Source organism: Ruegeria sp. D3, assembly GCF_056534465.1.
On sequence record NZ_JBQFPK010000014.1, the window covers coordinates 47,844 to 62,964 of the forward strand.

General features: G+C 55.8%; 8 protein-coding genes. 1 reads left to right on the plus strand and 7 read right to left on the minus strand.

Annotation, left to right across the window (positions count from 1 at the left end; all coding sequences use genetic code 11):
* Positions 1-819: 819 nt before the first annotated feature.
* The 7 genes from ACR0DX_RS18310 to ACR0DX_RS18340 form a co-directional block, all read right to left on the minus strand.
* Positions 820-6,354 carry an AAA family ATPase gene (locus tag ACR0DX_RS18310; RefSeq protein WP_480846980.1) on the minus strand — a complete coding sequence of 1,845 codons (5,535 nt, stop codon included), beginning with the start codon at positions 6,352-6,354 and terminating at the stop codon, positions 820-822.
* Entirely contained in the window at positions 6,347-7,660 is a 1,314-nt protein-coding gene (locus ACR0DX_RS18315; RefSeq protein ID WP_170356622.1) for a tryptophan 7-halogenase, read from the minus strand. Before ACR0DX_RS18315 ends, ACR0DX_RS18310 begins: the two co-directional genes overlap by 8 nt.
* On the minus strand, positions 7,657-8,979 hold the full coding sequence (locus ACR0DX_RS18320) for an FAD-dependent oxidoreductase (RefSeq protein ID WP_170356623.1): 1,323 nt from the start codon (positions 8,977-8,979) through the stop codon (positions 7,657-7,659). Before ACR0DX_RS18320 ends, ACR0DX_RS18315 begins: the two co-directional genes overlap by 4 nt.
* Positions 8,980-8,984: 5 nt before the next feature.
* Positions 8,985-9,506, minus strand: coding sequence for a hypothetical protein (locus tag ACR0DX_RS18325; RefSeq protein WP_170356624.1), 522 nt, complete (start codon positions 9,504-9,506; stop codon positions 8,985-8,987).
* A gap of 24 nt (positions 9,507-9,530) precedes the next feature.
* On the minus strand, positions 9,531-11,822 hold the full coding sequence (locus ACR0DX_RS18330; RefSeq protein ID WP_170724735.1) for a TOMM precursor leader peptide-binding protein: 2,292 nt from the start codon (positions 11,820-11,822) through the stop codon (positions 9,531-9,533).
* Positions 11,813-12,043, minus strand: a complete 231-nt coding sequence (locus ACR0DX_RS18335) for a hypothetical protein (protein WP_170356626.1) — start codon at positions 12,041-12,043, stop codon at positions 11,813-11,815. Before ACR0DX_RS18335 ends, ACR0DX_RS18330 begins: the two co-directional genes overlap by 10 nt.
* A 150-nt stretch (positions 12,044-12,193) precedes the next feature.
* The gene (locus tag ACR0DX_RS18340; RefSeq protein WP_170356627.1) at positions 12,194-13,480 is read right to left on the minus strand and encodes a cytochrome P450; all 1,287 of its coding nucleotides are present in this window, start codon (positions 13,478-13,480) and stop codon (positions 12,194-12,196) included.
* A 26-nt stretch (positions 13,481-13,506) separates the two neighbouring features.
* Here ACR0DX_RS18340 and ACR0DX_RS18345 point away from each other — a divergent pair, with 26 nt between their 5' ends.
* Positions 13,507-14,823: a SagB family peptide dehydrogenase gene (locus ACR0DX_RS18345; protein WP_170527475.1), complete on the plus strand. Its 1,317-nt coding sequence runs from the start codon at positions 13,507-13,509 to the stop codon at positions 14,821-14,823.
* The last annotated feature ends 298 nt before the right edge of the window (positions 14,824-15,121 follow it).

The window sequence follows — 15,121 nt, forward strand, 5'->3', positions numbered from 1 at the left end:
CTTGAAGGATCACCTAAGACTGCGATTCTGGCAACCGGTCAGTCAAATAGATGGTTTTGGGATAATAATGGCCCCCAAATCAAGTTTGAGCGAGTGTTCGCTTTGGCTCGAAGGAGACGTTCACTGCACTTTGTATGAGTGTCTGCTATTCTTAGTTACCGGTCGTTCCGTCATGCTCGAACCTGAGGCTTTGAAGCGCCAGTTCCAATGATTAGTGTGGTATGTTTAGTGGTATGCATATTAGCTTCTAAGATTTTAAAAATTTTTAACAAAAAGTCATATAAAGTGTATAGTTGCTCCTCGGTCCGCCATTTGTATCCTTGTCAGGCGACACATAGTTCTGCCACCAGCGACAGAACCTTGCCATTTTCGCCTCACTTCCTTCATCAAGCACCTAGACCGATTTCAATGATCCTGACTTCCCTTTTGGGAAAATCAGGGCTGAATTGCAGATCAGACGCCGAAGGCGCCTGTTCCTGCTGATCTGCCACGTGGCGAACGCGTATATCGGCATTCAATTTTGACTCGCTTAGTGATGAGCAGGCCCCGGCGCTTCAAGCGTCCTCTAATTGATGGGAAATTGGATCCCAAGATCAAAGCGGAAACCACCCGCACAGCGACCTGCAATGGAAACCGCCGCGCAAGTTCACAAGAGCCAAAAACCAATACCGCTTAGTTGTCCGGTGAAACGGGGGCTGGATCACACACAAAACAAGGCCTCGCATTCGTCTGGGTGGAAACTCAACGAGTCTTTTACCAGTGAAGACTTGTTTTGTCGCGCCAACACAATTGAAAGCGAAGCGTTGTGGTTTAGGTCTCCTAAGCGAACTTCTGAAGCGACGCTCGAACGTCAGGGGGTACGGCTGTAAAGCGAACGGTAAAGCACCCGTCCTGATCGTTTTGATCCAGTACTTTGGCAAACACCGTCAGGGGTTCGGTAGAACCGTTTGCTTGCGTGATTTGAATTTGCAGATCCGTAAGGGGGCTGGGTGCCTTTGTCGTCATAATACAGGCTTCCGACGGGGACAGTTTAAAAAGCTTGCCCTCTTGGGTGTCGCCAACGACTTGCTTGCTAACGACGGTCCTAAAGTGAACGGGTAGAGGTGGATTTATCTCGACCAATTCGACCGGTTGAGCGGACAGGCTGATGTCGTAAGTTCCACCCACGCCAAAAAGTTCGTGCAGCACCAGCGGCTTGCCAGCACCCTTGGGTTCGACTGTGCGCTTGCTGCCAAGTTCCAGGGGCGCTCTTGACGACTTGAGTGTCTCATCTGCAATCAGAATTTGCCCGCCGACAGTATAGCTTTCGATCCGCGCCGCCAGATTGGTCGTGCTACCGACAACACTGTATTTTGCGCGCTTGTCTGAGCCGATGTTTCCGACCACAACTTCACCTGTGTTCACCCCGATTCCCATCTCGATTTCAGGAAAACCATTCGCGGTGTTCCACTCGTTCACCCGCACCATCCGCTGCTGCATTTCCAAAGCACAGGCCAGGGCGCGTTCAGTGTCGTCGGGTCTTTGCAGGGGGGCGCCAAACACCACAAGGATTGCATCACCGATAAAGGCATCAATCGTGCCGTTGTATTTCTGAATGACGTTTGTCATCTCACTGAGATAGCTGTTCAGCATAGCCACGATGTTTTCTGGCGGCAGTGTGTCGGACAAGGTCGAGAAACCCCGCAGGTCTGACATCAACACCGTGACCGTCGTCTTCTTACCTCTAAAGTCGATCCCGTCCGCAGATTTCAACAGTTGATCGACGACTTCGCTGGCCAGAAACTGGCCAAAGGTCTGTTCTAGGAACTTGGCGTGAACCTCAAGTTGTTCGGTGCGCTCGCGGACTTTGTCTTCGAGATGTTCAACGATCTCGGCATTGCGCATAGATACCGCAATCTGACCCGAAAGCAGTGAAAGCAAATGAGCGCGTTCAGGTTTAAACGCTGCACTGACCAGATTGTTTTCCAGAAATACAAGGCCGATCAGTTCGTTCTGGTGCAGGATCGGCTGACACAGAACCGAACGTGTTTCGTTTTCCTGGACATAGGCGTCCACCATGAACCGCTCATCAATCTGAGCGTCGTCCACAAGGACAACATCATGCGTACGCGCCGTATAGTTGATCACGCTGGCCGGGACCAAACGTGCGCCTTCAGCCGAGTCGAGCCGAACGGGTTCCTGAACGCCAGTTCCGTCGGATATGACGCTAACCTCGGTTTCGATCACCAGATCGTCCCCGCGCGCCAGTAATAGAACGCCGCGCTGCGCACCGGCGTTCTCGATCAAAATTCCAAGCAGCCGATCCAATAGGCGCCCCACAACCACTTCGGCTGAAATGGTTTGCGCGGCCTTAAGTAAGGTGTTCAGGTCAAGATCTTGCCCAAGCAAGTGATTGGTCGCGACTTGCGTACTCGCAGAAATGCTTTCTGTCACAGGCTGGCTGGTGGCGCGACGCTCGCGATGTTCGGCAAGCAGTTGCGGGAACTCCAGCTCAAGCTCTTCGACTTTGCGTTGAGCCCCCCAAAGGCGGTAGGCATGTCGTGCATCCCGCAGATACATCATCCCGATCCGGGCATTCGGTCGTGGGGTCATGATGTACCGCGCGGCCAGTTCGCAGGCCAACGCTTCGTCCTGAAGGAACCGACCTTTTTGAGCCGCCTCAATAGCTCCGTCAAACAGATCGAGGACTTCGACATCTTTGCCATCCAGACGTGCGACTTCAGCAGCGACCATTAGGCGTTTGGCTTCAAAGTTATCTGGGCCGGACTCAGCCCATTGGCCCAGCCTTTCAAGATTTGCATCAAGCTGGGCTCTGAGATCCGGGTCGGGGTCACCGTGCTGCAGAATAGCCGCAATGGACAGAGACTGGTAGAGCAGTTGATCGGCAAGACAAGGATGGTTGATCACAAAGCTCAGAAGGGGCTCAACGAGTTTTGTCTCGAGCAGTGCGTCATGAGGGCGTCCAAAGACATACAGAGCCTGCGCTTTCAAAATCCGATAGAAACAGATGGCCATGGACATCTGGTTCTGCTCGCACGCTGACAGAAACGCGGCTTCGTCCAGGTCGTCAGTGGAGAAATCGGCACTGGATTGCGTGCGCCCGGCGAGGGTCGAAAGCCCCAGACGATAGGCGTTGATACCTGCGGCTGCCCCATGGTTCTGGGCTTTGTGCAGAGCGTCCAGTTGCGCGGGCATCGCATCCAGAACCTGGTCCAGCGGTTTGCCGGCAAAACTGTCTATCACGACCCGATACATGACCAGATAACCGGCCCACAAGATATCGCCCGAGTTCATTCCCTCGCGATAGCCTCGTTCGATCACCGGAATCGCATTGCGAACGTGTTGGACCCACGGGATCAACTCGACACCTGTGACCAGGCAAACGGTTGCAGTCGGCGCGCGCGCTCCGAACTTGTCACACAACCGCAGGGCCAATTCCCCAAAGGCCAGACCTTCGCGGTACTTGCCCATGAATGCACCGATGATCAGGCCAAAATTGGCAAAGAACAACGCGGATTCCGGTGCGTTGCCATGCTTGAGCGACAGTTGAACCGAGGTGCCGACGATCTGTGGGAAAAGTTTCTGCCTGTTCAGGAAGGCCGCAATGGTCAAATGCCGCAAACAACGTTGGGCCAGCGCGATTTCTGGGCTGTCCACGTCCGGGTTTCCGAAAAGATCTGCTGGGTTGCCCTCGCCCAGCATACCGGCTGCCTGACCGATAGCGTTTTGCCCAGCCTCTTCGAGGTTCTCGAGGCTCATCTGAACCCCGACAAGCTCCAGCGCTTTTATCCCCGCATTGATGGCTTCGTCGAACTCCATCAAAAGGGTGTGCTGGGCGATCCGTGTAAAGTAGATCTCGGCTTTCTCTAGGTCGGTGCGCGCATGTTCAAGGGTTGCGTTAACGATTTCGGTGCAACGTTCGAAATTACCAGTTAGATATTCCAGAGATGCTGACAGGTTTTGGGCCTCGAACATCAACTCGTAATTCTGGTTCCAGCCGTCCGACCCCAAAAGCTCTGAGGCGGTGTTCACGAAAGACAGCGCGGCACCGTAAGCGGCCGAGTCAAAGGCCTTGCGGGCGGCGATCAGGTCAAGATGGGCAAGATCAAGCTGTTCTGCTCGGTCCTCCATATCGTCCCGGCCGATATTCAACTGATCGACCACCTCGAAGATACGGTCGTTTATTTCATCTTCCGCAAGCCGGGCTCTCAGTTGGCGTCCGATTGCAAGGTGCACGCTGCTGTGACCGTCTGTTTCGATTAGGCCATACGCCGCCTGTTGCACTCTGTCGTGCTGAAATGCGAAATCCCGCACGACAAGCGGCGACAGCGCGTTGTCCATTTCCGTCACCACTAGATCGGACAATGGCTGAATCATCTCTTCCCTAATTGCGGGCAACAGACATTCAAATGCTTGTTGAGGTTCGATCTTGAGGATCAGTGCCAGTGTTTCAATATCGAAACGGTTGCCAATACAGGCCGCAATTTGCAGGACGTTCTGCGTATCCTGTTGAAGGCGCCGCAGTTTTTCAAGCAACAGATCAACCACGTTGTCGGTTATTTTGGCAGCGCGGATCGCCTGGATGTCCCAAACCCATTTCGCGGGTTCACCGTTTGACTCGGATTGCTGGGTGATCAGTTTTTCATGGTGCAGATCCGTAAGGAACTGACGCACGAATAGAGGATTACCCTGCGTTTTTTGTACCACAAGTTGCGCTAGGTCGATCAGTCGTGATGCGTCGGCGTGTAGCGTATCTGCAATCAGGCTGGCGATATCCGACATACCCAATGGGGCAAGGGACAGGCTGGACAGACGTCCCCCGGCTTCTTTTACAGCATCCAGAGCACGGGTCATCGGATGCATCGCGTCCACTTCGTTGCTGCGGTACGCTCCGATCAGCAGAAGGCGCCCGATTTCTTCATCGGTCAAAATCACGGACAACAAACCAAGCGTTGCGCTGTCGGCCCATTGCAGGTCGTCCAGGAAAAGCACCACAACCCGGTCATGTGCACACAAAGCACGCAAGAACCGCCGAACTGTTTGATTGAAACGGTTCATCGACTCGGCGGCGTCCAGTTCCGGAGCTTCCGGCTGCGGGCCGATGATCAGTTCAAGTTCGGGTACAACGTCCAACAGAACCGAGGCGTTGGGCGCCAGGGCTTCGTTCAGTTCTTTGTGCCAGGTGGCGTGGCGTGTCTGGCTTTCGGTCAAGAGCTGCCGCACAAGGTCTTTCAGCGCGACTGTCAAACCCGAATATGGGTCGTTCTTCTTGAACTGTTCGAATTTGCCTTTGATGAAATACCCGCGTTCACGGGTGATCGGTTTGTGGACTTCGTTGACCAGCGCGGTTTTACCAACGCCTGAATACCCTGAAACCAGCATCATTTCAGCCGGTCCCTGCCGAACGCGTTCAAAGGCCTCTAGCAAGGTTCGCACTTCGCGGTCGCGACCGTATAGCCGCTGGGGCACAGTGAAGCGTTCGGTCTGGTCCCGACGTCCCGGTTCAAACCGGTCCAGGTTCACGCCAAGGCGAACGGCTTCGAGATCGGCAATAATTCCTGCGGCGCTCTGGTATCGGTCTTCAGCCTTTTTGGCCATCATACGCCCGACAATCTTCGACAGGGGCAGCGATACATCTGGATTGCGGCGATGCGCCGGAACCGGTTCACGCGCTACGTGGCAATGCACCAGTTCCAGCTTGTCTTCGGCCTCAAACGGGGGCACGCCGGTCAGCATTTCGTAGAAAGTCGCACCCATGGAATAAAAGTCGGTGCGATGATCAAGGGTCCGGTTCATGCGTCCGGTCTGTTCCGGCGAGATATAGGGAAGCGTACCCTCCAGAACTTCGGGGCTTTTCAGAACAGGATGTTCGGTCGAAAACTGCGTCGCAATCCCAAAGTCGATCAGTTTGACCTCTCCCGTGCCGGGATTGATCAATACGTTCTGAGGCGAGATATCCTTGTGAATGACGTTGGCTTGGTGGATGCCCTCTATGGCGCGGGTGATCTGCAGGGCGGTCTCAAGGAATTCGTCATGTGACAGCGCCCGGCTGGAGAGCAGTTCACCGACTGAAATGCCATCGAAGTCTTCCAGCACCATCATCAGCGATTTGTCGTGACGATTGAGTTGAAGGGCACGGATCACGCCCGGCAGGTTCAGGCTGTTGGTAATCTCAAACTCGCTGCGGTATCGCGCAAGTCGGCTGGCGCTGGGGAAGTCGTTCTTGAGGATCTTGATGACCACATGTTCCCCATCCGAGTCCCGTGTTGCGCGAAACACAAAGGAGTTGGTGCCTTCATAGAGACGTTCGGACAATTGGAAGCCCGGGACGAAGGACATATTGATACTAGACATGAGTGCCGTTACCCGCCGACGTATTGTTTGCGTTATAATAGCCTATACCATGGCCAACTTGTGCAAAATTTAGTTCCGAGAAGTTTCCGAACGGGATGAATTTAGTCAGCTTGGGCAAGATGTCCTGCTCCCAAATATCCTGTTTCGTGCAAGCGCCGATTTCCGTGCCCGGTAAGTCGCGTCCGACATCCAGAAAATCACTCATGGCACCGATATGCCCCCTCAGGTACGCGTGTTTCCCGGCGTACTCAAGACTGCGCGCAGCCAAATCCCAGAATGGGCTGTTCCAGCGTGAACCACGCACATAGTGCCAGGCGATAAACAACGAGTTGCGCAGGACATAAGCCCGCATTGTTCTGTTGGCATGATCGACGGCTTGGATATCTGTTGTACTTTGGGGGTGATGGTCCGTCATCCAGCGCTGCGCAATACGGACCTGCATGATCGTTGCGCCAATGGCGGTGGCCTCAAGCGGTTCAACGAACGAGGCCGCGTTGCCGATAGTAAAGACGCGCCCATCAAACCACGTGCGCCGCATGAAATTCGGAAAACTGACCCGAACGCGAATTTCGGCCAGTTCCGCACCTTCTTCTTTGAGGAAGCTGTCGAAATCCGCCAATACGTCCTCATCGCTGCTTAGTGAGGGATTGAACACATATCCGCACGATGTCCATTCCCTGAGCGGTATCTGGAAGATCCACCCGTGTGGCCGGGCAACGATACGGGACATGCTGGTGTCCGCGCTGGGCGGAAGGCGGCGCACCATCGCGCGGCCTGTCGGGATCCAATCCATTCGGATTATGTCAGGGTCTGCCGGTGCTTGATCCCACGCCCCTGGAGGAAAACCGCGCGCGTCCAGAACGTAGTCGCAGTGCAGATGGCTGCCATCCTCAAAATCAATATTCACGCCGCCGGGCAAGCTGTCCAACGAAACCACCCTCGCATCCATCTGGGTCGCGCGCACATGGTCTCGGATAATGCCAGTCACGCGACCGGCGTCAAAGTGGTATCCGAACAGGCGCGGTGGCTGGAAGCGGTTCACGAAATCCACGTCCCGCGATCCCCAGCCTTCATAATAGGACCCCAATTTGACCGTCGCGCCGCACCGTTCCGCGATTTCATCCGGGCCGACGCCGGTGACTTCGTCTAGCCACAACGGGAAACGTGGTGTGGTTCCCTCACCAACGCCGATCGGCGGAATGCGGGAATCGTAGATATGCCAAAGCTGCGCCTTTGGGAAATAGCGGGTCATATGGGCCGCAGCGATGAATCCGGCGGTGCCTCCGCCCAATACAGCAACTTTCATGCTACGGCCTCGTTCAAAAAGGATTCGGGTGCGCGTAGCATATGCTGAAACTCCAGCAAAACTATGGCCAACGCTGGGTCAAATGGCGCGGCTTGAACAAGGCTTTCGATCTGAGGTGTCAGGTTGGTATTTGCTTCAGGGTCTGTCCATGTTCCGGTGGCAATGCGCCAAGGCCATTCATTGTGCCGGGCCAATTGAGACTGGAAAGACCGCGCGTGTGGTTCTGGCTGATCCAACCATCGCGAAAGCAGCTGGACCCCCCGCGCGGCCGCAGTCATTCCTAGCCCGGCATAGGGATCCAGCGCGCAAACACTGTCGCCGAGAGCAAACAGGTTTTCGGGCCACGAGGGATAGTCCTCATACCGACGTCGACGGTTTGCCGTGCGTCCAAACAAATGCGGCGGCGCGACTGTTTCGGTGTGTTCCAATATGTCGCTCAAGGTGGGGTCGGACAAACCAGCCGCCAGCTTCAGTACACCCGGCCCATCAGTGGGCAGAGGTTCAGTTTCGGGTGTTTGCAATACCACGCCCCAAAGGTCATTTTCAGCACGCATTATCATTCCCGCTCGTCCGCTCGATTGGCGGGTAGGGGCCAGCGCAAGTCCCTGCCAGTCAGGGGCTTTATCCGCAGGTAGGCGAACCCAAAGTGAAACGTATTGCCGACCGGGCGCGATCTCGGTTCGGGTGATGTGATGCGTGTCTCCGAAGTGCTGGGCTAGCCACCGCGGCAGACGCGAGGCCGCGCCGCTGGCATCGATGACAAGGTCGGCATTGTCCAAGACCTGAACAACGCCCGTGGTCGTCTGAACCCGGACACCAGAGACGCGCGATGCGTCTGGCGTGAGCGTCAGACCCATGACGCGATCGCCTTGCCGGATGCGTATATTTCCGGCGCGGCTCAGTAATCGGGTCAGCGCCGTTTCAATCAGGCACCGCGAAGCGCCGTACAGGGTTATGCCGGTTTCAACCCTCGGGAGCCATCCCGAAGATACCCGCATCGCGACATCCGCGCCCGCATCGTATGGTACTGCACCCAGCGCGATCAATTCCGCGCGCCAACCGGGCACCAGATCGTCAAACGCGCGGGCCCCGGCACCCATAAGCATGTGCAGGCAATGGCTTTGCGGTACGGCTGAGCGGGCCGCTGGGGCGCTGCTGTTTGGTTGGGCATATTCAGACCGTTCAAGCACCGTGACGCGCGTATACCGGTCTTTCAGCATATGGGCGCACAGCAGCCCTGCTATGCCGCCACCAATTACCAGCGCATGTGCGCTTTCCTTGGTTGGCGTAAAGGGCTGAGAGGCTGCTGGCGTGACCATGCGTGTCAGAATGCGTCCTTGGGGACATCATAAGAGATGCGTTCGAAGGTCTGCGACACGACAAACTGAAAACCATTGGTTTTGCCTTCCTCATCCCGCGGGACAAAAGGTCCAATAATGCGCCGTTGGTTGGGATTCAGGAAATACTGGTTGTTGTAGTAGTCCCCGGTCGGAAAATTGAGGTGGAACAGATACGTCCCCGGTGAGCTTTCGACACCGTGGACCTTGACCGCGCCAGTAATCGATTGGCACGATTTGCCATCAACCTGCAGTTCAAATTCTCGCAGCACAAAAAGGTCTTCAAGGGCTTTTCCGTGTTCGTGTTCCTGGATCAGTTGGTCAAGGCTGCCAAGGTCTTCCTGCCGGTAGTGCATGACCTTCCCGGGCTCTTTCCAGTCGATGGTCAGGATGCTTGGGCCAGTGTACAGGTATTCACCCTTGTTATCGTAGACGATCGAATGACCGGTCCACATCCCGATCATAATGTCGAAAGGGCGGGCATAGTCAAAAGGGGTAGGGCTGATCATAACTGAAATCCTATTTGGTTGCGGTCAAAACTGTATCACATGCGGGTTCAGGTCGTTCTCTTGCGTCCGCTCAGCAAGCCAACCCTGCTCTACGGGAACGTCATAAAGCCGTCCGGGGCCGAACCGGGCCCAGAAGTGGCGCAAGCCCGGTGCAACGACCCGCACAACCGGGAAATTCACGTCCGGTCGGGTCTGATCCAGTACCAGAACGTCGATGTTCTTTGCTTTCAGACGTGAGAGGCAGGTCTGGATATCCTCAAGCACGTCGTCAGCTGCGAGGCTGTGCGTGCTGTCCAGCGCAAGCATGGGCTGCGTTTCGTCGGGCACAAGGTAGCGCGCCTCATGCAGCCGTGTTGTGCGCCACCAATCTATTGCATCCGAATTGCCAAGATAGCTTTGCTGCATAGTTGCGCCACACGTTTTAGGAACGGCTTCAAGGGATTGGTTTATTTCCGTCAAAGCTCGCGACAGGGCAACCTCTGGGTCGAGGTGACAACCAAAGCCGTAAATGATGTCTTCTTCTTGTTTGTCTGTTCGGGCCGAGATCGCTGCGAATGTTGGGATGCTGATATCGCTTGTAACGTCTATCACCGTGAGGGTTCGATGCAGTTGGGCATAGTGCGCAGACAGGTCACGACCGTAAGAGTCGCGCGCAGCGGCCAGGTCGACGCCTGGCCGGTTCAGCCGGTTGTACCACCAGATCGCGACAGCGTCGCGTTCGATCAGCTCCAATAGCCCCTGCAGAATAGCTTCTTCCAGTGTTCCGCCGGCGGCACAGCCGTTAGAGTCGGCGCGGCCGAAACTTGGGCCGGGTCCTCGATAGCCAAAATAGCACATGGAGGTCGGCAGATGGCGTATGCGCGCTTCTCCCAATGACCAGAGTGGCGTCCATTCAATTTGCGCCTCAGGGTCGAAAGGTTCAGGCACCCAATAGGCCTTGTGCGTCTTGCGATTAAGCTCGGCACGATCCGCAAACTGCTGGGCGCTATAGCCCTGACACGCGTTTGGCGGGATCGCTCTGTCTAGGTCCCGGTACCGGGCAAGATGCCGAGGTTCCGAGCCGTCGAACACTCCGCAGTACCGTTCCAATGATTCAGCTATCGCGCTGATGCGAGCCTGTTTGGGGTTGCGCCCCTTGCCGCCAGACCGTCGCCGCAGACCCTCGCGCAGGAAGAACTTGCTGTCGTGCAAATCCGAGAAGTTGTGATCGGCGGAATAAGTCGGTGTGATCCACTCGGGGCTGCCGTCTGGCCCGCTGCGGATACCTGGTTCCAGCGCGCCGACAATACCGGTGATCGGACTGACATGCCTGTCCAGAGCAGCCTGAATATCGGCGGGGCGGCGCGATCTGTGCCCGCCATCTGTTCCTTGCAGCTTGGGGCGGGATCGCAGAACCGGTCTATCGGGTGCCGTTTGCGTCTGTGCGGGATCGCCACATACTGGGCATTGAGGGCGACGCGTCAGAACATGGGCCTTTCGTTGCATTGACAGATGATCTGTACTGATCACTCGGTCGGCCAACATCTCTGGTCGGCCCGTTCCGATCCAGCGCGCTACTTCCGTCGCGATTTCGGCCAAGGCCGCAAATTTTGACGCGGCAAGACTACCTTGCGGGGCCAGCCGCGCTTTGTCCAAGCCATTTAAACGACCAATGTGGGTATCGACCCTCCGGTGCCACCGAAGGCGCTGCGTCAAACATTCAAGACATGCGGTTTCGCCGGGAACAAACGCCGGGCCCAGCCAACTTTCCATTCCGCCAGGGCTAACCAATATCCATGGTCTTTGTTCTGCGACGGCCTTTTTGTTCCACTCGGCCAAGTCCCGGTTTAGGTAATCGTCTGCAACAACGACACTCAGTTCACCGCGATCCGCGACACAAAGCCCGTTCCTTTCAAGCAACATGCGCAGATCTTCGGCAGTTCCATCGTCGCAGATTACATCGACCGTCGCGTTTGCTAGACGTTCCACCGCTTGCGACGGCAATGCCCCAGCGCATTCCCAGAAGGCTTGCTGCTCGCGGGGGATGGGGGCCGTATCTTCGGCTAGAAAGCCGCGCTGTTTCAGAATGTCCAACGCTGAGAATATGTCGGCACTGAGATAGCGCCGGCACAGTTGGTCAAATATGTCGTCAACCAGAAAAGACCCGTCCAGCAATGGTGCCAGATCCGAGAAAATTGGGCTGGTCAGGCAAACATGGCCCTTGTGGCTGAAAAGGTACAAGCCCTCTTCCGGGACAACGATCGCCTCTAGGCTTGATTTAAACCGTGGTGCCGCAATGGCACTGGCATACATTGGGGCCCATGCCCTTAGCAGCACGCCGGCGGAGCGACTGCGGTGTCATGCTCATGCAAATCATCGTCATGCACACCGTCTGGCCGGTCGCCGACGTTTACGATCTGAGTGAAGGTTTTGCCGATCTCTTCGCCATATGCTTTGACCGCTGAGGTCGGGTCCTGCTCTAGCAGCGACCGGAACTCTGGGTCTTTCCAAGCCTTGGCGTGCATTTTGCCCCAGTCTTCATTTGTTGGTGCTGTCATGGAACATCCCTCCCTATTTTAGGTCGCCTTCCGCTAATCTGCATTAGGCCTTAGCGTTTTGTTAACCTTTTCACAGGCTAAGGAGTCGATCAAGGTGCGAGTTGGGTTTCTGTTGTCTTGTTCACAACCGGTTCATCTACATGTCGAGATTCAGGTTTGGTTTCTGCTTAGAACTTCAAACTGACCTTCTGTCCCAGCTATCGGGTGAAGAGTGTAGTTTTGCGCAATTACTTGAATTATAACGGCCATCTGCAAAAGTGACTGAGCGGCTGCGACGCAAACTCTTGGACCTGCCCCGAAAGGAATATAAGCTTTGGCTGAGTTGGGCTTAACGCGGCCTGCGGCAAAGCGGTCGGGTTGAAACTGGGATGGCTGAGCAAAGTAACGAGGATCCCGATGCAGCAACTCCGGGCTGATCCAAACCCCAAGACCTTCAGGCAGTTGATGGTCATGCAGCGTAAAGCTTTTGGCGATTTCTCGGTAGAGAATAGGCGCAGGGGGCGACAGGCGCATCGACTCGCGAAGGATTGCCACCGTATCGCTTGCGCCAAGGGTCGCAACGTTCAGGCGTTTCTCTTCATCAAAAGCCGTCGCCTCGGCATGCAGCCCTTCATGCAACTTGTGGCTGGCGACATCGCGCCAAAACTGGGTCAGGGCAAATGGAATCGTGAGATGCCCGGCAAACAGCATCTGAACAATCTCGCCAATAACATCTTGCCTAGACAGAGTTTCAGGCGCGTTGCGCTGGGCCGCAACCAATGCCGACAGAATGTCACCGCGATCGACAAACTCGTCAAACCGCGCATGGATAAGGGCAACCACATTGTCCATGCGCGCGGGAGCACGAGGACGCGTCATCTGCAGTGCTCCGGTGACATGTCTCAGGGTTGCGGTGAAATCCTCGCCATAGGCTTCTTGCATGGTCACAAGTCCACTGCGCCCGTGGTCCGTACCAAAGCCCTGAACGTCGGCATCCAACACGCTGCGTATTGCGAGGCGACTGATCAGCAACCGAACCTCGTGGGGCAGGTCAATCTGTTCACCGCCTTTCCAGCGCGCTACGGTTTCATGTGCAAGCTCAGCCGCCAAAGCCAGCCGAGGTGCGCGCAGACTGCTGCGAAACAACGGCAGCAAAACCTGTCGTCGAGCCCGCCAAGTCTCGGGGTCATTCAGTGTTGTCAGGCCGTCGCCCCAATAGCCTGTATTCGAATCTCGCAAAAAGTCGGGCTTACGCAGGTCGGCCTCGTGAAATCGAAGCAAGGCTCGCACCATATCGGCGTCGTGCACAAAGACGATCGGGCCAGCACCCAGGTCAAATTGCGACACGCTACCGAACGTGTCGAACAGGTATTCCAGAAACGTCAGCGGGCTGCGTTGGAAGAACTGTGCGTTCAGACGCGCGTGTTGAGCCCCAACCGGGCCGGGCGGCAAAGTCACGGCGATAGCCTGGCAGGAGGAATGTGATGGAGCGACCGACTATCTGGGCCTATGGGCTGGCGCCTGATGTTCTGCTGGACACAATAGCGGGGGAAACGAGGCTCAATAGTCCGATGGGGTCGATCAACCTGACAGAGGATGCCCATGTGACGCTTGCCCAGAAGCTTGCGCTGGGCTTTATGAGCGAAACAGACCTCACGAATTTCGTATCCGGAAACCCGGAGGCAGAGGATGTCTGTGCATCGTTTTTGTTTCGTCTGGATCAACGCGGGTTTCTCTGTCGGTTCGTTATGCAGGATGACAAGCCCATCGCGGTTTGTGTTCCGCAACGCTCCCCTGTCTCGGGCCTTCCGAATTTCACGCCTAAAAACAGTCTCAGGCTGTCTCGTGAAACACTGTTGTCTCCGCAAAAGCAAGGGTTGCAGGCGCGGGTACCAGGAAGCTGGGCTTCGATGCAACTTTTGGACGCCAAACTGTCACCGCTGATTTTCGAGCTCTCTGCCGGATCAGATTCCGCAAATGCAGCAAACAGTGTGCCCGAGATTGAGCAGGAAGTATTCGAGGCTGTTATCTGCCTGTTTGCTTGGTGCGGTTTGCTGGAGTGCGACGAAAAACCCGCTGCGCCGGTTCACGAAACCCTATTTGTCGAGCGCACCCGCCTAGGGTTCACCCGCGCGCATATTGGCAAAACCGGACCAGCGCAGCGCCCAACCCAAGCCCCAGGCAATGATCCGGAAATAGTCCTGCCGAAACATGACGTAGACGCCCTTGCCGCAGGTGATCCTCCGTTCGCCGTGGTGTCCCGCAATCGCCAGAGCCGCCGTGAACAAGGGCGCACACCAATTGCGAAGGATCAATTGAGCGAGTTGTTGTTCCGGTGTTTCCATCCGTTGGGTCAACACCATTCTTATCCGAGCGGAGGCGGCCTTTACGCGTTGACCGCGTATCTTTTGGTCAATCGTTGCGAAGGTCTAGAAGCCGGTCTGTACGTCTATGACAGTGCTGAGCATGGCCTTAACATGATCGCAGAAGTTAACGCCCTATTGTGTAGCATGCTGAAGGACGCCGCCGCGTCGGCAAACCGCTCTGAACATACGCAAGTTCTGCTACTGCTCTCGGCGGATATGACTGCCGTCCGAGCGGCCTATTGCGATTTGGCCTATGCGTTGGTGTTGAAAGAGGTTGGCGCGGTTTATCAGAACATCCAACTTGTGGGTACGGCGATGAAACTGGCGACCTGTCCTCTGGGAACGGCAAACTCGGTTGCGTTCGCGGCTGTTAGCGGCCGTGACCTACACAATATGCCTTTGGTTGGGGAAATGATGATTGGATCAATCGAATAAGCGGCCGACAACCCCGCAGAATTTGGCTGGCCACGTCTGTTTCAAACCACCTATCAGTTCCTTTAACTGAAACAATGCTGATGAGCCGATACAATCGATGTGGCCCGCCCCTTTGAAAAAACGGTTTGCGCAATGAAGTTGTCCAGTGAAACACCGGCACTGCTGCGTGTCAGACAATTTGACCCTTAGGGGCCTCTGGCGCTGCCAGAAGAGCACATGCAATTGCGTTACATGTTCCGGCTGATTGAGAACACTCGAGGCGCTGTATCCCTTCCGTTAGCTGACGAGATTTACGGTC

Bases quoted from the DNA above. Each gene is read 5' to 3' on its own strand.
- ACR0DX_RS18325 (WP_170356624.1), bottom strand. From the start codon at position 9,506: ATGATCAGCCCTACCCCTTTTGACTATGCCCGCCCTTTCGACATTATG.
- ACR0DX_RS18320 (WP_170356623.1), bottom strand. From the start codon at position 8,979: ATGGTCACGCCAGCAGCCTCTCAGCCCTTTACGCCAACCAAGGAAAGC.
- ACR0DX_RS18310 (WP_480846980.1), bottom strand. From the start codon at position 6,354: ATGTCTAGTATCAATATGTCCTTCGTCCCGGGCTTCCAATTGTCCGAA.
- ACR0DX_RS18335 (WP_170356626.1), bottom strand. From the start codon at position 12,043: ATGACAGCACCAACAAATGAAGACTGGGGCAAAATGCACGCCAAGGCT.
- ACR0DX_RS18315 (WP_170356622.1), bottom strand. From the start codon at position 7,660: ATGAAAGTTGCTGTATTGGGCGGAGGCACCGCCGGATTCATCGCTGCG.
- ACR0DX_RS18345 (WP_170527475.1), top strand. From the start codon at position 13,507: ATGGAGCGACCGACTATCTGGGCCTATGGGCTGGCGCCTGATGTTCTG.